Source organism: Pseudarthrobacter oxydans (genome assembly GCF_013314975.1).
In the GTDB taxonomy this organism is placed as follows: Bacteria; Actinomycetota; Actinomycetes; order Actinomycetales; family Micrococcaceae; genus Arthrobacter; species Arthrobacter oxydans.
Genome location: NZ_JABTYH010000018.1, coordinates 61633 through 82019, shown reverse-complemented (window position 1 = coordinate 82019; position 20387 = coordinate 61633). Strand labels below are relative to the sequence as shown.

Here is a 20387-nt window from a genome sequence, read left to right as displayed (position 1 = left end):
GACGAGGCACTCAACCACGATGAACACCGAGATGGTGCTGGCGTAGCCGAAGTCCGTGCTGGTGAACGCCGTCTTGTACATGTAGGTGGTGAGCAGTTCCGAGGACTGCCCCGGACCGCCGTTGGTCATCAGGTAGGGGATGTCGAAACCGCGCAGCCCGTAGGTGGTGGCCATAATGGTGGTGGTGATCCACACCGGGCGGATGTACGGGAAGCGGATCTTGGTGAACAGCGTCCACCGGGACGCGCCATCCAGGACGGCGGCTTCCTCAAGCTCCTTGGGCACAGCGAGCAGGGCCGCGTAGATGATGAGCATGTACAGTCCGGTGAAACGCCATCCTTCCGGTGCGGAGACCGCCGCAAGGACCGTGTTGACGTCCGAGAGCCAGGGCCGCTCGAGGCTGTCGAGGCCCACCCAGTGGAACAGCTGGTTGAGAAGGCCCACGGGTTCCAGGGAGTAGATCCGCACGAAGAGGAAGGCGATGGCCACCGTGGAGATCACGGCCGGCAGCAGGTAGAGGGTCTTGATCAGTTCACGTCCGCGGCGGAGCGACGTGAGGAGGCTGGCGACCACCAGGGCGCCGCCGAGCTGCAGCACCAGGCAGATGGCCAGGTAGACGAGGGCGTTCAGGAACGCCCTCCAGAAGATATCGTCGGCGACGAACATCCGGACGTAGTTGTCCAGGCCCACGAACTCCATATCGCTGATGCCGTTCCAGGAAAAGAAGCTCAGGAACAGGGACTGGAGGATGGGAAAGAGGACTGCTGCGCCGTAAAGGAGCAGCGGTGGAAGCAGGAAGACCAGGACCGAGGTCCGTGACCTGTTGGGCAGCATCCTGTTGGGTTGCATGGCGGGGCCTTTCGGGCCTTGCGGGCGGGGGAACGCTTTCGCTTGTGCGTCCCCCCGCCGCGTTGGTTTCGTGGGGAAGCAGTGCCTACTTGAAGAACTTGGGGGCGTTCTGCGCGATCGTCTTGTCCATGGTTTCGGTGAACTGCTCAGGCGTGATGTTGCCCTGCACCAGCAGCACCAGCTCCTGCTGCAGCCGGCCGTTGGTGGTCGGGTCCAGCTGCGTGTCCCACGGCATGGCCTGCATGGAACCGAGGCCGTCGGCCTGGTCCAGGGCCTTCTGGTACAGCGGCGTGGCATTGGCCGGCACAACGGTTTCGACGTCGGTGGTGGGGGACAGTGCCCCGGTGGCGGCATATTCCGCGGGGTACTTTTCCAGGGCGAACTTCAGGAAGTCGCTCACCAGGGGATCGTAGGTCTTGGCGTTCACGGCCATGCCGATGCCGGACGGCGACACGAACTCGTTGGCCCCCGTCACGGATCCTGCCGTGGTGGGGAGGGTGAAGAAGTCGATGTCGTTGCGGACGGCCGGGTCCAGCTTGTCCGTGGCCAGGCTGGGGAGTTCCCACGTGCCGATGTTGTACATGGCGGCCTGTCCGGAGGTGAACTGGTTCTGCGCGTCCGAGTAGCCCTGGGCGGAGAAGCCGTCCTGGAAGCACTTGGCCTTGCCCAGTTCCGCCATCCAGCTCACGGTCTTCTGGCCGGCAGGATCGCTGAACTTCGCCTCGCCCTTCTTCAGTTTCTGGACGAACTCGGGGCCGGCTTCGCGGAAGGGCTGGTAGGCAATGTAGCGTTCCAGCGGCCACTGGTCCTGGCCGTCGATGGCAATGGGGGTGATGCCGGCGCTGCGCAGGGCGGTGCACATGGCCGGGATGTCATCGAGCGATGTTGGTACCGCCACGCCGGCCTTCTCCAGCAGTGCCTTGTTGTACCAGATGAATTCCAGCTCGAACTGGAAGGGGATCATGTACAGGGAGCCGTCGTCGAAGCGCTGGTAGTCCAGCGCGCCCGGACGGTAGTTGTCGTAGATGTCCAGTGACTCCAGCAGCTTCTCGGCGTCCACCATCTTGCCCTGCTTGGCCAGCTGCTGGGCGAAGGGAGTTGCGTCCGTATCGAACAGTTCGGGCAGCTTGTTGGCTGCCGCCAGGGTTTCGAGTTTCTGGATGTAGGAGGGCCGGTCCGGGGTGGTGATCAGGTTGAGCTCAAAGCCCGGGTGGTCCTTGGCATAGTCGTCGGCGAGCTTCTTCATGATGTTGATGACCGCTCCGTCAGCGGGGCGGGAGAGCAGCCACGAGATCTCGCGGGCCTTGATCTCGCCGGTGGGGCTGACGTTGGACGGGTCGGTGGAGCTCGCGCCCCCGCAGGCTGTCAGTGCCAGGGCGGTGACGGCTGCGGCAGCGGCAGCGCGGAACATGTTCTTCATATGGGTCAATCTCCCTTGATTGGAACGGAGGATGGGTGTTGGGGTATTCAGTTGTCGGTGCGCTTGCGTACGTCGAAATCCGTGACGGTAACCGTGCCCTCGCCGGCGAACACGCCTATTCCGCCGGCGGGGAGGTCGTAGATGCGGGTGCTGAGCGCCACCTGGCGGTCCACGACGGCGACGCACAGGTCGCCGTCGACCACCACTTCCAGCGTGTGGCTGCCGGGGGAGAGGTCGCAGGGGCGTTCCAGTTCGATGGCGTAGGGAACGTCGCCCGAGACATGCCACTGGGCTGCCCCGGTGATGGTCCGGGGCCACCGGTCGAACACAAGGCGTCCGCGCTTCGGTTCGAGGCGGAGGACGTAGGAGTGGTCGCCGTCCGGGCTGGAGCGCAGCAGGATCCCGCATTCCGTGGTGCCCGGCTGGATGTCCAGCACCGCTTTGGCATAGAACTGCGTGGGCAGGTCCTGTGCTGTGACGGCGGCTCTATAGGAGTCCGGCGCGTCCAACCGGATGGGCAGCGAGCTCTCCAGCTCGAGCGGGACCGTGTCCCAAAAGCTGTCCACAAGCTCGTCCGCGAGGCCGAATGCCAGCGTTCCGTCGGGGTTCTGCCGTGCCTCCAGGACGGACATGGTGCCCGCCCACTGCCACGCGCCGTCGTCGCAATTGCCTTCCTTGCTGGCAATCCAGCCGAAGAAGAACCGCCGGCCGTCCCGCTCCGCCGTCTTGGAGGCGTAGAACGCACGCCCGTCGATGCTGTCCAGGTCCGGAACTGTCCACGGCCCCGTGGGGCTCTTGGCCATCCGGTACCGGGTGGTGAACGTTTCGGAGAACTCGGAGTAGGCCATGTACCACCACCCGTTCCATTCGAAGACGTCCGGGCATTCATGCGTGATGTACCTGCGGGGATCCCAGAACGGTTCCGTGTGCTCCCACGTCATCAGGTCCGTGGAAACGCACTGGGCGATGACCCCGCGGCGGCGTTCGGGACCGTCGGAGTGCCGGGCCGCCAGGAGCATCCGCCACAGGCCGGCCTCCTCGTCACGGAAGACAAAGGGGTCCCGCCAGTCCGCTGACTCGTAGCCGTCCGGTGCGCCGAACGTAAGCTCCGGGTGCTTGACCCACGTGTTCATGCCGTCCGTGCTGGTGGCGTGCATGACCAGCTGCAGGGGCAGGCCGTCCGTCCCGAGGTTGCCCGGGTTCTGGCCGGTGTAGAACAGGTGGTGGACGCCTGAGTCGTCAGCAATGACGCTGCCTGTGTAGCAGTTGAAGTCCAAGTCCTCTGTGGTTCCGTGGGGGAGGGCCACCCCGTGGTCCTGGAACTGGGTGAGGTCCTTGGTGGTCACCAGGTTCCAGGCCGTGCCGGGCTTCGGGTCGGCGCGTACCTCGTGAAGGTAGAAGAGCCAGAACTCCCCGTCCTTCTGGTAAGGGATAAGGTCTCCAACCCATGCATCGGCGGGCTGGAAGAAGACTGGGTAGCTCATCGGCGTTGATGTCCATTTCTGCTAAAGCGTTTGATCACCATGAAGCTAGCGTGAAATCGCATGTTGATCAAGCGTTTTAGCAAAAATTGTTCCGAAGGTCTTTTGTGGCTGGTTTGTGACGGAGGGCACTTTTGCTGAAACGCTTGACCGTGGGGTTGCCGCTCGGTATGTTCTTCTGCTAAAGCGCTTAAGCAGCCGGTGATCCGATCAGCGAACCACCGAAGGTTCCATCACCCCGAGCGCCAGGCGGAGCAGCCGCCCCCTGAAAGGAAGTCAACGATGACACATGCCTTTTCCCGTCGCCACGTCCTGCAAGGCACCGGAGCAGGAGCGCTCGCCCTGTTCATGGGCGGTGCCGCAGCTGCCGTCCCTGCCCGGGCGGCGCAGGGCTCACAGCGGGCCGTCTACCACATGACGCCGCCGTCCGGCTGGCTGTGCGACCCGCAGCGGCCGGTGTTCCTGGACGGCAAGTACCACCTCTACTACCTGCACTCCACGCAGAACAACGGCCAGGGCGGCTGGGACCACGCCACCACGGCAGACTGCGTGGCATTCACCCACCATGGCGATGCGCTGCCGCTGCAGCCCGACTTCCCCGTGTGGTCCGGATCGGCAGTGGTGGATACCGCCAACACAGCGGGCTTCGGCGCGGGGGCCATCGTGGTCCTTGCCACCCAGCCCACCGGCGGCATCCGCAAGTACCAGGAGCAGTACCTCTACTGGTCGACCGACGGCGGCTACACGTTTACTGCGCTGCCGGACCCGGTCATCGTGAACACGGACGGAAGGGCGGCCACCACGCAGGCGGAAATCGACAATGCCGAATGGTTCCGGGACCCGAAGATCCACTGGGATGCGGTGCGCAACGAGTGGGTCTGCGTGATCGGCCGGGCGCGGTATGCGGCCTTCTATACCTCCCAGAACCTGCGTGACTGGCAGCTGAAGCGCAACTTCGACTTCCCCAACCCCGCGCTGGGCGGCATCGAATGCCCCGACCTGTTCGAGATGACGGCCGACGACGGCACCAGCCATTGGGTGCTCGGCGCCAGCATGGACGCCTACGGCATCGGACTGCCCATGACCTACGCCTACTGGACCGGCACGTGGGACGGCACCCAGTTCCTGGCTGACGATGTCAGCAATCCGCAATGGCTGGACTGGGGCTGGGACTGGTACGGCGCGGTGACATGGCCGGCTGCAGAGGCGCCGGCAACACGGCGGTACGCCATCGGGTGGATGAACAACTGGAAGTACGCCGCCCGCGACGTTCCCACGGATGCGTCCGACGGGTACAACGGGCAGAACTCGATCGTGCGGGAACTGCGCCTGGCACGCCAGGGCGGAGGCTGGTACAGCCTGCTCAGCAGTCCCGTCACGGCGCTTTCGAACTACGCCGGCTCCACCACCGCGTTCCCGGCCCGGACGGTTAACGGCAGCTATGTCCTGCCCTGGAACGGCCGCGCCTACGAGCTGGAGCTCGACATCTCTTGGGAGGCCGCCGCGAACATCGGGGTCTCGGTGGGCCGCTCCGCCGACGGCGCCCGGCACACGAACATCGGCAAGTACGGCAATGAGCTGTACGTGGACCGTGCGCCCTCGGACCTCGCCGGCTTCCCACTGCTGCCGTACACGCGTGCGGCAGCGCCCATCGACGCCGCCGCGCGGTCCGTCCACCTGCGGATCTTCGTGGACACCCAAAGCGTCGAGGTGTTCGTCAACGCCGGCCACACGGTGCTCTCGCAGCAGGTGCACTTCGCCGACCGCGACACCGGGATCTCGTTCTACACGGACGGCGGGCCTGCCTCGTTCTCCGGCATCACCATCCGGTCTTTCCGGTAGCCGGCCACCGGAAGCGGCGGCCCCCACGCATCGGTGGGGGCCGCCGTCGGTATTGCGGCATGTTCAGCAGCCGGCGGGAAAACCAGCCGCCGGCAGGAAGAATCAGATGATGGCTGCCTTCAGTTCCTTGGCCGCCAGGGCGGGATCCTCGGCGCTGTAGATGGAACCGCCCACAACGGCCACGTCCGCGCCGGCGCGCTGCACGGCCCCGATGGTGGAGAGGTTCACGCCGCCGGCCACCGAGAAGGGCACGCGGGCTTCTTCGCCGGCGCCCAGCAGGACGTTCAGGTTGTAGCCGGGCAGCGCCTGCTCGTCCAGGCCGGCATGGAACTCGATGAACCTGGCGCCCAGGGCGCGCGCTTCCTTGGCGCGGGACACCTTGTCCGCCACACCGATCAGGTCCACCACCACGCCCTTGTTGTGGGCTGTGGCTGCCTTGACGGCGCCGGCGATGGTGGAGTCGTCGGCGCTGCCCAGGACGGACACCAGGTCCGCGCCCGCGTTGAAGGCGATGTCGGCCTCGAGCTCGCCGGCGTCCATGGTCTTCATGTCCGCGAAGATGATCTTGTCCGGATGGGCCGTCTTGATGGCGGTTACCGCGGAGAGCCCTGCGTTCTTGATCAGGGGTGTGCCGAGCTCGATGATGTCCACGGACTCGGCAACCTTGCCGGCCAGGTCCAGTGCGGCCTCAACGGTGAGGACATCCATGGCTACTTGCAGTTTCATCTGGTTTCTCTTTCGGGTTGGGACAGCGGGTAGGCGGGGTGGGGAAACTTATTCAAGGTTTGCGTGCCGCAGCCAGAGGTCCTCGGCCGCGGAGGTGTCCTCGTCCCACAGGCTTTGGAACACCGCCTCGGTGGCGGCGAACAGCACCTGCTCAAAGAGGCTGCCCGAGTACTGGCGCGTGAGTGACGAGCCGTGATCGGTCTTCCGGGCGGCAGGAATGATCACGACGGCGGCAGCAGCGGCCGCCAGCGGGGAACCTGGTGCGGTGGTGTAGGCAGCCACGCGGGCGCCGTGGGCGGCCGCGGTTTCCGCGGCCTTGACGACGCCGGCGGTGGTGCCTGAGCCGGAAGCCGCGAGGAGCAGGTCGCCGGCGCGGATGGCAGGCGCCGTGGTCTCGCCCACCACGTGGACCGTCAGGCCCAGGTGCATGAGCCGCATGGCCGCCATCTTCAGGACCAGGCCGCTGCGGCCGGCGCCGGCCACGAAGATCCTGTCTGCCAGCCGAAGTTCGGTCACCAGCGCGGCTACCTCGAGCGGGTCGACCTGCTGCAACACCGAGCCGATTTCGTCCAGGACGAGGCCACGGTTGTGGTGGAAAGCCCGTGCCGTTCCCGTCAGGGCGGCCGGGCCTGCTTCTGTGGTGGCGTTCATGCGTTTACCTCCTGGGACGTGGGCGCCTATCCATCCTCGCCTGCCCAGCGGGTGGGTGGAACGGCATGATGGGGCGGCCTTGGCCGTCCGAATGGGTAGGTGCATCGAGGGCAGCCCACCTACACTGGACTCGTGGATCACCAAGACGCAGCCCTGCTCCAGTCAATAGCCGCCCTGGCAACGGCACCCCTGTTGGATATGGCGCACCAGCTGCGCGCGGCTGCCGCCCCTTACATCACGTCCAGCGCGCTGGTGATTTTCACGGAGGACTGCACCGGCCGGCCGCAGAAGAAGGCTGGTGACGAGGCCATCATCAGCCGGGTGTCCATAGCGGAGTTGGATGCCATCCGTGCAACGCTCGTGGAGGCGGGCGACGCCGGAACCTGGAGCGGGGACGCCTCGTTCGGCGGTGGCGTTCGCCCGGTGCTCGCGGTGTCCTCGCCGAGCAATGCGCTCCTGGTCCTCGCGGACCCGCAGCCGGCCAGGCCGGAGGCGCAGTGGATGCTGCACTACCTCTGGACCCTCGCAGCTGAACGGATCCGCGAAAAGGTGGCTGATGCGCCGCCGTCGTACCTCATCGAATCACGCGCCACCTCGGCGGAGCGCCTGCGGGTGACCGCTGAACTGGTGGACCAGCACTCCACCACCCTCGAAACGCTGCTCGCGGCGCTGAGGTCGCCTTCGCTGGGGGACGCCGCGGCCCGGACGGCGGCAACGGACGTCGCGGCCAGGGCACTGGTGGGCCTGCGCACCCTCAGCGACCGCACCACCGACCTCGTGGAGGAACCGGTCGCTTCAGCATTCCAGCGGCTCCGCGAGGACCTCCGGCCGCTGATGGGCTTCAGCGGCATCGACGTCCAGTTCATCGAACCGCCAGTGAACGGCCGCGCGCTTCCCGGTGAGGTGGCTCATGCTGCCAGGGCGATTGTCCGCGGGCTGGTCCTCGCCATGGTGGACCAGGAGGGCGTCCGCCGGATCCGCACGCAATGGGACTGCGACGGCGTGAACCTCCTCATCAACGTGCGCGACGACGGCCCGGGCGAGCTTTCCGCGTCGGCGCCTGCCATGGCGCGCCTGGTCCAGCGTGTTGAAGCGCTGGACGGGACCATGGGCGTGGACGTGATGCCCGGCTGGGGCGCCGACGTCGCTGTGGCAATTCCGCTGGACCCGCCCGCCCGGCCGCTGGCCGACGTCGCCCAGTGGAACCTGGGGGAGCGCGAGCTGGAAGTCCTCCAGCTGCTGGCCGCCGGCCAGCGGAACCGGGGGATTGCCGCGAAGCTGCACATCAGCGAAAACACCGTGAAATTCCACCTGCGCAACCTCTACCGGAAGATCGGCGCATCGTCGCGCACTGAGGCGATGGCGCTCGCCCACAGCAACGGCCTGCGCTGATTTCACGCGGCGCAAGCTACTTGAGAGTATTAGTCATGGCTTCGAACAATGAGCGCGAACCCGACGTCGATGCTGAAGCGGGCCACGGCGGCGTCCAGTCCGTGGACCGTGCCCTCGCGGTCCTTGAGATCCTGGCGCGGGACGGCCACGCCGGCGTGAGCGACATTGCCGAGGAAATGGGGATCCACAAATCCACTGTGTCGCGGCTGCTCGGCTCATTGGTGAGCCGGGAGATGGTCCACCAGAACAGTGAGCGCGGAAAGTACCAGCTGGGCTTCGGCATCCTCCGGCTGGCAAGCTCCATCCCCGGGCGCCTGAGCCTGGTGCGGGAGGCCCGTCCGGTCATGGAGGCCCTGGCGGACCAGTTCAAGGAGACAGTGAACCTCGCCGTGCTGCGCTCCAACTATGCCGTGAACGTAGACCAGGCGATGGGGCCGTCAACACTGGCCACGTATGACTGGGTGGGCAGCCTGACCCCGCTGCACGCCACCTCCAGCGGCAAAGTCCTGTTGGCGGCACTTTCAGCGGATGACCGGGACCGGATCCTGACGGAGACGGGGCTGCCGGCGCGGACCCCGCGTACCATCACCAACCGCAAAGACCTTGAAACCGAGTTGATCACCGTGGCCCGGGACGGCTATGCCGTGACCCGGGAGGAATTCGAAATCGGAATCAACTCGATGTCCGTGCCGGTGTACAGCCACCTGGGAACCGTCATTGGCGCCATCAGCATCTCCGGGCCGGCCTTCCGTTTCGATCCGGAGAAGGAGCCGGGACTGGCAGAAGGCCTCAAGGATGCAGGCCTCCAGGTGAGTGCAAGGATGGGCTACACCCGGCGGTAGTGCGGCGGGGTCCCGCCGGGGTCCACAGGGAGGATTGGGAGGCTGCCAAACGCTGTGATTCCGCGCGCAGGCAGCGCTCAGAGATCCTCTTCGAGACGGGCGGTAAGGATCCGGTTGGCGTTAACCTGCAGGATGCGGAGCGACTCCTGGATCAGGGGTGAGGCGATGCTGCCCCTGCGCACCGCGGCGACAATGCGGCGCGTGGGTTTCGCCCGGCCGGTGAGGCGCAGCCGAACCACGTTTTCGGCACCATGCAAAGGTGCAAGCCGGGGCAGCAGGCCTACGCCCAGCCCGGCACCCACGAAGGCGATGTGGGTTTCCCATTCAACGGCTTCGTGGGCAATCCGCGGCGTCACCCCGACTGCCGTGAAGGCCGCGGTGAAGAGGGAGTGGTAGGCGGAACCGGCGGCCTCCGTGATCCAGGGTTCCGATGCCAGCTCTTCGAGCGTCGCCGTTTCCCGTGATGCCAGCGGATGGTCACCGGGAATGATCACGTCCAGTGGATCGTCGAGCAGGACTCTCTGCTCGAAGCGCGGATCGTCCTCACCATAACTGTCGGACTGCATGGCGACAATGACTGCCAGGTCGATCCGTTCCGCAATCAGCAAGTCGAAGCAGCGGGCAGGCTCAGCCTCAAGAACCTGCACCTCCAGCGAGGGGTGTGTCGAGCGCAGGGTGGCGGCCAGCGGCGCCAGCAAGTGGGCGGCTGCAGAGGAGAATCCGCCGAGGCCAAGATGGGCCTGCACCTGGTCGCCGGCCTCCATGGCCGCGGCGCGCAGGCTCTCCCATTGGGCGATGAGGGGATCCGAGCCCGCCACGAGAAAACGTCCCGTGGCGGTAAGCCGCAGGCCCCGGCCGTCTTTCGTCAGCAGTTGCATTCCGAGTACGCGTTGGAGCTCCCGCAACTGCGCGGAGACGGCGGAGGGGGAATAGCCCGTGAGTTCCGCGGTCGCGCCTACCGTGCCGCACCGGGCGAATACGCGGAGCGTGATGAGTCGCGCGTCAATCATGCATTTATTCTGCACGGTAATCTTCAAAGTTTTGCGCTTTTCTTGCAGCAGTTGTGACCCTAATCTCATGACAACGAGTACATCGACCACTGCCGGTACCACCCCCGCACCCCTGGTCAACACGCAACACCCACTACCCATGCCTCCCGGGAGGAAACCCATGACTGCTTCAGTGAACGTGCCCCTCAATTCACGCGGAAAAATCGCTGCATCATTGCCTGCCGAGCAGCTGGCCGAGATCACCGCGTTGTTTGAGTTCCGTCGCACCGGCTACTCCCTCGACGCCCCCTTCTACACTGATGCCTCGATCTTCAAGGTGGACATGGAGGCCATTTTCGGGCAGCACTGGATCTTTGCAGCCAGCACCGCCGAGCTGCCCGAGCCGGGTGACTACGTCACCGTCGACTACGGGCCCTACTCCCTGATTGTGCTGCGCAACGACGACGGCGGCGTGAACGTCCTGCACAACGTATGCCGCCACCGCGGCGCCCGCGTCCTGACTGACGCTGCAGGGTCAACCGGAAACCTGGTGTGCGGCTACCACTCGTGGACCTACTCGCCGGAGGGAAATCTGATCCATGCCTCCGCTCCGGGGGAAACGAAGTTCGACAAGAGCTGCTTCGGCCTCAAGCGCGCCCACGGACGCGAGGTCGCCGGACTCATCTTCGTCTGCATCGCGGATGAACCGCCAACGGACTTCGACGAAACCGCGAAAATCTTCGAGCCCTACCTGGCGCCCCACGATCTCTCGAAGACAAAGATCGCCTACCAGCAGAACATCATCGAAGAGGGCAACTGGAAGCTCGTCATGGAGAACAACCGTGAGTGCTACCACTGTGACGGCCACCCCGAGCTCGCCTGCTCCCTCTTCCCCACCTGGGGCCTGACGGAGGGCCTTATCCCGCCCCACCTTGAGGAAGTGTGGAACCGGAACAAGGAAGCCCAGTCCTCCCTCGAGGAGCGTTGCCGCCGCTATGGCCTTCCTTACGAGGTGGTCGAGCAGCTTGACACCCGCATCGCGGGACTCCGCATCTCACGGGAATCACTCGATGGAGAGGGCGAATCGTTCTCTGCCGACGGGCGCAGGCTTTCCAAGAAGCTGCTCGGCGACTTGCCCGACTTCCGCCTTGGCCGCTGCTCCATGCACCTGCAGCCCAACAGTTGGTTCCATTTCCTGGGCGACCACGTCATCACGTTCGGTGTCTTCCCCATCAACGAGCACCAAAGCCTCGTGCGCACCACATGGCTGGTGGCTGACGACGCCGTGGAAGGCGTCGACTACGACCTGGAAAAGCTCACTTACACCTGGAAGCAAACCAATCTGCAGGACAAGGCATTCGTGGAGCTCTGCCAGCAGGGTGCCGGCAGCCCCGCCTACGAGCCGGGCCCCTACATGAAGAGCGAATACCAGGTGGAGGCATTCATCAACTGGTACGTACAGCGCGTGCAGGAGCACTTGGCATGATTGAACTCCTCACTGAAACGGCAATCCAGGAACCACAGCGTATCCGGGGTCTTGAGATGCCGTGGAACAGGGTGATGGGAAGCACCGAGACGCCCGCCCGGGCAGCCCGAGCGTTGGGCCCATGGCATCCGCAGGAGTTTATGGCCGAATGCGTCGAGACGGTCCCCGAGGCCGGCGGCATGATGACCTTCGTGTTCCGCCGCTGTGACGGTGCGCCCCTGGCGTTCCGTGCGGGCCAGTACGTGAACGTCGCATTTCCCGTGAATGGCGAAGACCAGGAGCCAGCGGACCGCAGCTACTCGCTGTCCAGTTCGCCCACCCAGCCGTGGACCTTCAGCATCACCGTCAAGTGTGACCCCACGGGCCTGGTCTCGCCATGGGTGCACGAGAACGTCAAACCCGGCACCGTCCTAGAGATGCTCGGACCGGTGGGAGCATTCCACCTGCCTGATGCAGACCGGCGGGCACGGTACCTCTTGCTTGCCGCCGGCGCAGGCATTACTCCCATCATGTCCATGGTGCGGACCATCCACTCCCTGCCCGGACACGCCGATGTTGTGGTGCTCTACCATGGCTCGGATGCCGGCGGCTTTGCCTTCCACCGGGAATTGGCCTACATCGCCTCCGTGGACTCACGCGTCAAGGTCCACTACTCCCTGGGCGACCGCAGGGTACCGGAGGGGTGGGAAGGGCTCAGCGGAAGGCTGACGGCGGCCATGCTCGAGGAGGTGGCCCCGGACGCCAACGGCCGCCAGGTGTACGCATGCGGTCCTGAGGGTTACCTGAACACCGCCACCGGGCTCCTCGGGAAGGTCGGTGTCGATGACACTTCCATCTACATGGAGTTCTTCTCGGGAGACCGCCAGACGCTCCTTGAATACCAGGCGGAGGTGGCGCTTGCAGCCGACGTTGCGGAGGAGATCGCTGAGGAGATCGCCGAATCCGCCGAGGACTACTTTGAAAGCCAGCCGGCCGCGTTCGGCCTCTACGAGCCTGGCTACGACGCCGACGGAACCCTGCAGGCCTCCGGGATGCCGCTGGAAATCGTCGACCCGGAGGCGCCCGGCCCAGGCCCCTCCGCCGACAGCCCGGGCGGCGAGCCGGACGCCGGCTCCCCTGACGCCTCGAGCTTTGACACGGTGGGAACAGGCAGCCTCACCATGTCCTTCACGCGTACCGGCATCAATGTCCGGATCGACCCAAGCGAGCGCATCCTCGAGGTGGCCCAGCGTGCTGGAGTCAGGATTGGCGCGAACTGCAAGGAAGGGATGTGCGGCTCCTGCAAGGTCGTCAAGCTTTCCGGGGAAGTCGAGATGAACCACCAGGGCGGGATCCGGGCACGGGAAATCGCTGCAGGCAAGTTCCTGCCCTGCTGCTCCACCGCGCAGACGGACCTGGTGATCGATGCCTGACCCTGTTCCCGGACCACGGTCAAGGCGCAGCCGAGCCCCCGAAATAGGGCTTAAGAATTCGGAAAATCCTTGACACGCGAGATTGGCCCGGGCCACTCTGTTGCTTATTGCGAGACGCGTTGATCCTTGCGGAACAACCGCACCGTTCACAGCAAAGCTGATTCTGCTTACTGAATGACAGGAAGCACCAGATCCTCCGCCCGGCTTGGGGACGCCGGAGCACTGCGCCAGCCCATGAATTCAAACCAAAGGACTTGACATGGCTTTGAACAGCGACATCCGCCCGGATGCCCATTCCCCCCTTGAGCAGGAGGAGCCCAAGCTCGTTCCACCTGCGCCGGAGAACTCTCCTTCCGCCCACGACGCACTCGACGCGGAGGACACCCAGCAGATCATGCAGGAACTCCGCCAGACCAAGGCCGAGCAGGCCGTGGCGGAGCGCCGGAACCGTAAGCTCACCCTCGACAAGGCCACCTTCGGCATCACCGGCATCCTGGCCCTCGCGTTCGTGGCCTGGGGTTTCCTGGGCCGGGACAGCCTGGCTGCAACCTCAACCGTCGCGCTGGACTGGGTGATGGAATACACCGGCTGGCTTTTTATGGTGCTGGCCTCGCTGTTCGTCGTCTTTGTCCTCTGGCTGGCCCTCGGAAAATGGGGCAACATCCCGCTGGGCAAGGACGGGGAACGCCCCGAATTCCGGACGGTCTCGTGGATCGCCATGATGTTCGCCGCCGGCATGGGCATCGGCCTGATGTTCTACGGCGTGGCCGAGCCGCTGTACCACTACATCGCCCCACCGCCGGGCACCGTGGACGGCCGGACGCCCGCTGCCATCCAGACAGCCATGGCCACCTCCATCTTCCACTGGACCCTGCATCCCTGGGCGATGTACGCCGTCGTAGGAATCGCCATGGCCTACGGCACCTACCGCCTGGGGCGCAGGCAACTGATCTCCGCGGCCTTCACGTCCCTGTTCGGCATCAGGACGGTGGAAGGGCCGGTAGGAAAGTTCATCAACATCCTGGCGATCTTCGCCACGCTGTTCGGCACGGCGGCCTCCCTGGGACTTGGCGCGCTGCAGATCGGCAGCGGGCTGAGCTCAAACGGCTGGATGGGCGAGGTGGGCACGCCCGTGCTCGTGGCCATTGTGGCCGTCCTGACCGCCTGCTTTGTGGCCTCGGCAGTGTCCGGCATCAGCCGCGGCATCCAGTGGCTGTCCAACATCAACATGGTCCTGGCCGTGGTCCTGGCACTCATCGTCTTCATCGCCGGCCCCACGCTCTTCATCCTTAACCTCATCCCTGCCGCAGTGGGGGACTACGCCCGGGATCTGGCCGAAATGTCCTCCCGCACCGAGGCGGTCGGTGACGAGGCCCTTCGCACCTGGATGTCCGGCTGGACCATCTTCTACTGGGCATGGTGGGTGTCCTGGACGCCTTTCGTAGGCATGTTCATCGCCCGGATCAGCCGCGGCCGCACCATCCGGCAGTTCGTTACCGGCGTCCTGCTGGTCCCCAGCGTTGTCAGTGTCATCTGGTTCGGCATCTTCGGCGGGGCCGCGTTCAAGGTCCAGGAGAAAGCGGACCAGGCCGGCCAGCCAGGGCTGGTGGCCATGTCTGACGGCGCACCGTCCATCGACTTCGACGGAGCACTGTTCGACCTCGTCAACAACCTGGCCATGCCGGGCTGGCTGACCGGAGCAGTCATTGTCCTGGCCATGGTCCTGGTGGGAATCTTCTTTGTCACCGGCGCCGACTCGGCGTCACTGGTGATGTCTTCCCTCAGCTCCAACGGTTCTGCCGAACCAAAACGAGGGCTGGTCATCTTCTGGGGCCTGCTCACCGGCGCCGTGGCGGCCGTGATGCTGCTCGCCGGAGGCGACAAGCCCTCGGAGGCGCTCTCCGGGCTGCAGCGCATCACCATCGTGGCAGCCCTGCCGTTCGTGCTGGTCATGCTGCTGCTCTGCTTCGCCCTGGTCAAGGACCTGCGCCGGGACCCGCTGTCCCTGCGGCGGCGGCTCGCCGACTCGGTGGTGGAACGCGCCATCCGGACCGGAGTGGACCAGCACGGCGGCGTCCAGTTCGATCTCGTGACCCAGCACCAATGTGATCAGCACTGTTCAGAGGACGGCCCGTGCGCCGCTTCCGCCGCTGACACCCCAGCCCCCGCAAAGAACCAGGAGTAGACCATGACCACAGTCCTTGAGGGCCGCCCTGCCGCAAACGCGACGGCGGAAGCCGGCGCCGTCCCCAGCGTCCGCAGTACCGGCACCGCACAGTACGTCCTCACGCTGGCGTGCCCGGAGCGCCCCGGAATCGTCCGGGCGATCACCGCATTCCTCGCTGACCGCGGCTTCGACATCGTTGAACACCAGCAGTTCGATGACCACATGAGCGGCAAGCTCTACCTGCGCACGGCCTTCACCCCGGGAGACAAGGAAGTTTCCGCGGAAGGCCTCAGCGCAGAGTTCGCCGCCACTGCCAATGAGTTCGACATGGAGTTCGCCATCCACGACGGCAGCCCCCAGCGCGTGCTGGTGATGGTCTCGAAGTTCGGCCACTGCCTCAACGACCTCATCTTCCGGTGGCGCGCCGGAAGCCTGGGTGCGGAGATCGCCGTCGTGGTGTCCAACCACGAGGACCTCCGCCCCATGGCTGAAGCCGCCGGCCTGCCGTTCATCCACGTCCCGGTCACCGCGGACACCAAGCCGCAGGCCGAGGCGCGCCTGCTGGAACTGGTCGAGGAGTACCAGGCGGACCTGGTGGTCCTGGCCCGCTATATGCAGGTCCTCTCGGACGGCCTCAGCAAGACCCTCCGCGGCCGCGCCATCAACATCCACCATTCCTTCCTGCCCGGGTTCAAAGGGGCCAAGCCCTACCACCAGGCCTACGACCGCGGCGTGAAGCTCATCGGCGCCACCGCGCACTACGTCACCGCAGACCTGGACGAAGGCCCGATCATCGAGCAGGAAGTGTTCCGCGTGGACCACAGCCTGGACCCGAATGCGCTGGTCACTGTGGGCAGGGACGCCGAATCGCAGGCACTGTCCCGCGCCGTCAGGTGGCACTGCCAGCACAGGGTCCTGCTCAACAACACCCGCACCGTCGTCTTCCGCTAACGCGAACACCAGGAGAACTACTTATGAGCGCATCACCACGCGTTGTCATCATCGGCGCCGGCATCGTCGGAACCAACCTTGCCGACGAACTCGCCACCCGGGGCTGGACCAACATCACGGTGGTGGAACAGGGCCCGCTGGAACTTGCCGGCGGCTCCACCTCGCACGCGCCGGGCCTGGTGTTCCAGAACAACCCGTCACGGACCATGACGGAATTCGCCACGTACACCGTGAACAAACTGCTGGCCCTGAGCAAGGACGGCCAGTCCTGCTTCAACCAGGTGGGCGGCCTGGAGCTGGCAACCACCCCCGAGCGCCTCGCCGACCTGAAGCGCAAAATGGGCGTCATGACCTCCTGGGGCGTCGAAAGCCGGATCGTGGACGCCGACGAGTGCGAAAAGATCTACCCCCTCCTGAACACCGGCAAGCTCACCGGCGGCCGCGAAGTCCTGGGCGGCCTGCTCATCCCCACCGACGGCCTGGCCCTGGCCGCCCGTGCGGTGCAGCTGCTGATCGAGCGCTCCAGCGAGGCCGGCGTGAAGTACCAGGGCAACACCACCGTCACCGGCATCGCCCAGGAGGGCGGCAAGGTGACCGGCGTCGAAACGGACAACGGGCTGATCCCGGCGGACATCGTGGTGTCCTGTGCAGGTTTCTGGGGCCGTGAACTCGGCAAGATGGTGGGCCTGGAAGTTCCGCTGCTGCCGCTGGCCCACCAGTACGCCATCAGCAACCCGCTGCCCGAACTCGAGGGCGTCAACGAGCTCCCCAAGGGCGCCAGCAAGCCCATCCTGCGCTACCAGGACAAGGACCTGTACTACCGCGAATGGGGCGACCGCATCGGCATCGGCAGCTACGCCCACCGCCCCATGCCGGTGGACATGTCCGCCCTGCCGAAGGTCTCCGCGGAGGAAATGTCGGACCACCGCATGCCCTCCCGCCTCGATTTCACCCTGGAAGACTTCCTGCCCGCGTGGGAGGACAGCCAGGACCTGCTGCCGGCGCTGCGCAACTCCGGGATCCAGGACGGCTTCAACGGCATCTTCTCCTTCACCCCCGACGGCGGCCCGCTCATGGGCGAGGCGCCCGACCTCCAGGGCCTGTTCGTGGCCGAAGCCGTCTGGGTGACCCACTCCGCCGGTGTGGCCAAGGCGATGGCCGAGCTGCTGGTGGACGGCCACCCCCAGACGGACCTGCATGGCTGCGAGCTCACCCGCTTCGAAAAGGTGCAGACCTCCGACGCTTACGTCAGCGAAACGTCCCAGCAGAACTTCGTGGAAATCTACGACATCCTGCACCCGCTGCAGCCCAAGGAATCCCCGCGCGACCTGCGCGTCAGCCCGTTCAACGTCCGGCAGAAGGAACTGGGGGCCTTCTTCCTGGAGTCCGCCGGCTGGGAGCGTCCGCACTGGTTCGAAGCCAACCGCGGCCTGCTGGAGGAGCTTCCCGCAGAGTGGCAGGCACCTGAGCGCGACGAGTGGTCCGCCATGTTCTCTTCCCCCATCTCTGCGGCCGAGGCGTGGAAGACGCGTACCGCCGTCGGACTTTTCGACATGACGCCGCTGAAGCGGCTGTCCGTGGTGGGGCCGGGCGCGCAGGCGCTGCTGCACCGGCTCAGCACGGGCAACATCGCCAAGAAGCCGGGTGCCGTGACGTACTGCCTGCTGCTGGAGCACGACGGCGGCATCCGCAGTGACGTGACGGTGGCGCGGCTGGCGGAGGAAGACTTCCAGCTGGGCGTTAACAGCAACGTGGACTTCGACTACCTGCGGGTGGAGGCCCGGAAGCAGTCGGCCGCCGATCCCACCCAGTGGGTGCATGTTGCCGACATCACCGGCAGCACCTGCTGCATCGGGCTGTGGGGGCCGTTGGCCCGCGAGGTGATCGGCAAGGTCAGCTCCGACGACCTGACCAACGACGGGCTCAAGTACTTCCGCACCAAGGAAATCTCCGTTGGCGGCATCCCCGTCACGGCCATGCGGCTCTCCTACGTGGGCGAGCTGGGCTGGGAGCTTTACACCACCGCCGAACACGGGCTGAAGCTGTGGGACCTGCTGTTCGAGGCGGGCCGGGAACACGGAATCATTGCCGCCGGCCGCGGCGCGTTCAACAGCATGCGGCTTGAGAAGGGCTACCGGCTGTGGGGCACGGACATGACCTCCGAACACCACCCGTACCAGGCCGGCCTGGGCTTCTCGGTTGCCAAGGACAAGACCGGGTTCGTGGGGTGTGAGGCCCTTGCGGCGCGCAAGGAGCAGCCTTCCGCGCGGGAGCTGCGGTGCCTGACGGTCGACGACGGCACGTCCCTCGTGCTGGGCAAGGAACCTGTGTACGTGGACGGTTCCGCAGCGGGGTACGTCACCAGCGCCGCCTACGGCTACTCCGTGCGCAAGCCAATCGCGTACGCGTGGCTGCCCGCCTCAGTTTCCGTTGGTGATTCGGTGGAGGTTGAGTACTTCGGCAAGCGCATCGCCGCCACGGTCTCTGCCGAGCCGCTGTTCGATCCGGGCATGGAGCGCCTCCGGGGCTAGCCCGGAACCTGTCCGTACTTGTCATCGGAAACCGGGGGCCGCCGAACAGGCGGCCCCCGGTTTTTCGTGTGCCGGCCCGGTTCCCGGCTTATTGTCGGACCCCCTTGGCAGGATGGGTTTATGGGCAGCGAAGCGGTGGCGAGGGCGTTTGCGGATATCAGGGCCGCCCTTGCCGTGCTCAACGCTGAGGTGGACGGGTGTGGTTCGGAGCCGTTCTCTGCTGCCGATCCGTTGGCCGGGCTGGCGGAGGGGAGCCTGGACATCCTTGCCGGGGTGCGGGAGGTGGAGGCCGGTTTCGCAGGCCTGAAGGCCCGTGCTGCCGTGAAGTATGCGGACAGCGCCCAAGCCATAGCGCCGGATATGCCGGTGCAGGCGCAGGAGATGGCTGTCGCGGCGGAAATCGGCTGCCTTTTGGCTCTCGGACACCGGGCAGCGGGTACGTTCCTGTCCGTATCCCACGCGCTGACCAAGGAGTTGCCGCGGACGTTATCGGCATTGCAGTCCGGGACGATCTCCTGGCAGCACGCCCTGGTCATGGTTGACGAGGCCGCAACCCTGGACCCGGCCGGGGTCGTCGCCTTGGAAGCCCACTTCCTCGACCCGTCCGTCCCTAAACCGCCCACCGCCGCAGCAATCGGCGAAATGCCGGCGCACCGGCTCCGGCACAAAGCCCGGACCTGGCGTGAACCGCCACCACGCCGAATCCATTGAAAAGCGCCATGCCAAGGGGGTTGCTGAACGGCGCGTGGAATACCGGCCGGACCAGGACGGCATGGCCTGGCTCTCGGCCTGCCTCCCCGCCGACCAGGCCATGGCAGGCTGGAACCGCCTTAACGCCCTCGCGCGGGCCGCACAAGGACCCAACGAACCCCGCACCCTCACCCAACTCCGGACCGACAAATTCGCCGAAGCCATCCTCACCAGCGGAACCAGTGCAACCTTCCATGCAGACAACAGTGCAGGTAACGGCGAGGAAGCAAGCGACAGCGACGGAGCCGGTGCAGGAACCGGTGCTGGCCTGCTTTCCCCGGGGATCCGGGCCCAGGTCCTGGTCACCGTGCCGGTGTTCTCGTTGATGGGCCTCACGGAGGAGCCGGCGGTGCTGGACGGGTTCGGCCCCGTTCCGCCGTCCATGGCACGAAACCTGGTTGCACACGGAGCAGACTCCTTTCACCGCGTCCTGGTCGACCCGCGGGACGGGGCACCACTGGAAATTGGGCGCACCAGCTACCGGGTCACCAAGGCCATGCGGAATTGGCTCAGGCTGAGGGACGGCAAATGCCCCTTCCCCGGCTGCAGCAACAACTCCCTCGACAACGAGGCAGACCACCTCGTCGCCTGGCACCACGGCGGGACCACCGGGATCAGCAACCTGGGACAGCCCTGCCCGAAACACCACAAACTCCGGCACACCAGCGGCTGGAAACCAACACCAGCCACCAAAAACCAACCACCCGGCTGGACCTCACCCACCGGTCGCCACTACAAAAGCGAACACCAGGACTGGGAACCACCCCACTGGCCGAGCCAGCTGAAGCTAGGTACGGCGGATTTCCTGCACACTGCCCAGTCGCCGGGAGAGGACGCCTTGGAGCGCTTCCTCCGCGTCCGCGCGTGACTACGCATCGGCCACCGGCGTGTGGATGAA

General features: G+C 65.8%; 14 protein-coding genes and 1 pseudogene. 9 read left to right on the top strand and 6 right to left on the bottom strand.

The window, feature by feature from the left end:
* The 3 genes from HTS88_RS13150 to HTS88_RS13140 form a co-directional block, all read right to left on the bottom strand.
* Positions 1 to 834, bottom strand: an 834-nt coding sequence (locus HTS88_RS13150) for a carbohydrate ABC transporter permease (protein WP_174179066.1), incomplete at its 3' end; no start/stop codon positions are given.
* Positions 835 to 934: 100 nt separating this feature from the next.
* Entirely contained in the window at positions 935 to 2269 is a 1335-nt protein-coding gene (locus tag HTS88_RS13145) for an ABC transporter substrate-binding protein (protein ID WP_174179048.1), read from the bottom strand.
* Positions 2270 to 2316: 47 nt separating this feature from the next.
* Complete coding sequence (locus HTS88_RS13140) at positions 2317 to 3753, bottom strand: family 43 glycosylhydrolase (RefSeq protein ID WP_174179045.1); 1437 nt, start codon at positions 3751 to 3753, stop codon at positions 2317 to 2319.
* 279 nt (positions 3754 to 4032) lie between these two features.
* On the opposite strand from HTS88_RS13140, the gene HTS88_RS13135 reads away from it, so the two are divergent.
* Positions 4033 to 5592: a glycoside hydrolase family 32 protein gene (locus HTS88_RS13135; RefSeq protein WP_174179043.1), complete on the top strand. Its 1560-nt coding sequence runs from the start codon at positions 4033 to 4035 to the stop codon at positions 5590 to 5592.
* 102 nt (positions 5593 to 5694) lie between these two features.
* Here the strand turns inward: HTS88_RS13135 and hxlA are convergent, their stop codons facing one another.
* On the bottom strand, positions 5695 to 6318 hold the full coding sequence (gene hxlA / locus HTS88_RS13130; protein WP_174179041.1) for a 3-hexulose-6-phosphate synthase: 624 nt from the start codon (positions 6316 to 6318) through the stop codon (positions 5695 to 5697).
* Positions 6319 to 6366: 48 nt separating this feature from the next.
* Positions 6367 to 6969 (bottom strand): 6-phospho-3-hexuloisomerase, encoded by a 603-nt coding sequence (gene hxlB, locus HTS88_RS13125; RefSeq protein ID WP_174179039.1) that lies wholly within the window; start codon positions 6967 to 6969, stop codon positions 6367 to 6369.
* Positions 6970 to 7101: 132 nt separating this feature from the next.
* On the opposite strand from hxlB, the gene HTS88_RS13120 reads away from it, so the two are divergent.
* Together HTS88_RS13120 and HTS88_RS13115 are read left to right on the top strand one after the other, a co-directional pair.
* Positions 7102 to 8361 carry a helix-turn-helix transcriptional regulator gene (locus HTS88_RS13120; protein ID WP_343044960.1) on the top strand — a complete coding sequence of 420 codons (1260 nt, stop codon included), beginning with the start codon at positions 7102 to 7104 and terminating at the stop codon, positions 8359 to 8361.
* A gap of 35 nt (positions 8362 to 8396) precedes the next feature.
* Complete coding sequence (locus HTS88_RS13115) at positions 8397 to 9203, top strand: IclR family transcriptional regulator (protein WP_174179037.1); 807 nt, start codon at positions 8397 to 8399, stop codon at positions 9201 to 9203.
* A 77-nt stretch (positions 9204 to 9280) separates the two neighbouring features.
* Here HTS88_RS13115 and HTS88_RS13110 read toward each other — a convergent pair whose 3' ends face one another.
* Positions 9281 to 10213, bottom strand: a complete 933-nt coding sequence (locus HTS88_RS13110; RefSeq protein ID WP_174179035.1) for a LysR family transcriptional regulator — start codon at positions 10211 to 10213, stop codon at positions 9281 to 9283.
* Between the two features lie 160 nt (positions 10214 to 10373).
* On the opposite strand from HTS88_RS13110, the gene HTS88_RS13105 reads away from it, so the two are divergent.
* The 6 genes and pseudogenes from HTS88_RS13105 to HTS88_RS13080 all read left to right on the top strand — a co-directional run bounded on the left by HTS88_RS13105 (position 10374) and on the right by HTS88_RS13080 (position 20357).
* Complete coding sequence (locus HTS88_RS13105) at positions 10374 to 11678, top strand: aromatic ring-hydroxylating oxygenase subunit alpha (protein ID WP_174179033.1); 1305 nt, start codon at positions 10374 to 10376, stop codon at positions 11676 to 11678.
* A complete protein-coding gene (locus tag HTS88_RS13100) occupies positions 11675 to 13090 on the top strand; it encodes a ferredoxin reductase (protein WP_174179031.1) in 1416 nt (471 codons plus the stop codon). The genes HTS88_RS13105 and HTS88_RS13100 overlap by 4 nt, the downstream gene beginning before the upstream one ends.
* 259 nt (positions 13091 to 13349) lie before the next feature.
* Positions 13350 to 15275 carry a BCCT family transporter gene (locus tag HTS88_RS13095; protein ID WP_174179029.1) on the top strand — a complete coding sequence of 642 codons (1926 nt, stop codon included), beginning with the start codon at positions 13350 to 13352 and terminating at the stop codon, positions 15273 to 15275.
* A 3-nt stretch (positions 15276 to 15278) separates the two neighbouring features.
* On the top strand, positions 15279 to 16208 hold the full coding sequence (gene purU / locus HTS88_RS13090) for a formyltetrahydrofolate deformylase (RefSeq protein WP_174179027.1): 930 nt from the start codon (positions 15279 to 15281) through the stop codon (positions 16206 to 16208).
* Positions 16209 to 16231: 23 nt separating this feature from the next.
* Positions 16232 to 18739 (top strand): GcvT family protein, encoded by a 2508-nt coding sequence (locus HTS88_RS13085; protein ID WP_174179025.1) that lies wholly within the window; start codon positions 16232 to 16234, stop codon positions 18737 to 18739.
* A gap of 120 nt (positions 18740 to 18859) precedes the next feature.
* A pseudogene (locus HTS88_RS13080) lies at positions 18860 to 20357 on the top strand (HNH endonuclease signature motif containing protein).
* Positions 20358 to 20387: the final 30 nt, after the last annotated feature.

Bases quoted from the DNA above. Each gene is read 5' to 3' on its own strand.
- HTS88_RS13145 (WP_174179048.1), bottom strand. From the start codon at position 2,269: ATGAAGAACATGTTCCGCGCTGCCGCTGCCGCAGCCGTCACCGCCCTG.
- HTS88_RS13140 (WP_174179045.1), bottom strand. From the start codon at position 3,753: ATGAGCTACCCAGTCTTCTTCCAGCCCGCCGATGCATGGGTTGGAGAC.
- HTS88_RS13135 (WP_174179043.1), top strand. From the start codon at position 4,033: ATGACACATGCCTTTTCCCGTCGCCACGTCCTGCAAGGCACCGGAGCA.
- hxlA (WP_174179041.1), bottom strand. From the start codon at position 6,318: ATGAAACTGCAAGTAGCCATGGATGTCCTCACCGTTGAGGCCGCACTG.
- hxlB (WP_174179039.1), bottom strand. From the start codon at position 6,969: ATGAACGCCACCACAGAAGCAGGCCCGGCCGCCCTGACGGGAACGGCA.
- HTS88_RS13115 (WP_174179037.1), top strand. From the start codon at position 8,397: ATGGCTTCGAACAATGAGCGCGAACCCGACGTCGATGCTGAAGCGGGC.
- HTS88_RS13110 (WP_174179035.1), bottom strand. From the start codon at position 10,213: ATGATTGACGCGCGACTCATCACGCTCCGCGTATTCGCCCGGTGCGGC.
- HTS88_RS13105 (WP_174179033.1), top strand. From the start codon at position 10,374: ATGACTGCTTCAGTGAACGTGCCCCTCAATTCACGCGGAAAAATCGCT.
- HTS88_RS13100 (WP_174179031.1), top strand. From the start codon at position 11,675: ATGATTGAACTCCTCACTGAAACGGCAATCCAGGAACCACAGCGTATC.
- HTS88_RS13095 (WP_174179029.1), top strand. From the start codon at position 13,350: ATGGCTTTGAACAGCGACATCCGCCCGGATGCCCATTCCCCCCTTGAG.
- purU (WP_174179027.1), top strand. From the start codon at position 15,279: ATGACCACAGTCCTTGAGGGCCGCCCTGCCGCAAACGCGACGGCGGAA.
- HTS88_RS13085 (WP_174179025.1), top strand. From the start codon at position 16,232: ATGAGCGCATCACCACGCGTTGTCATCATCGGCGCCGGCATCGTCGGA.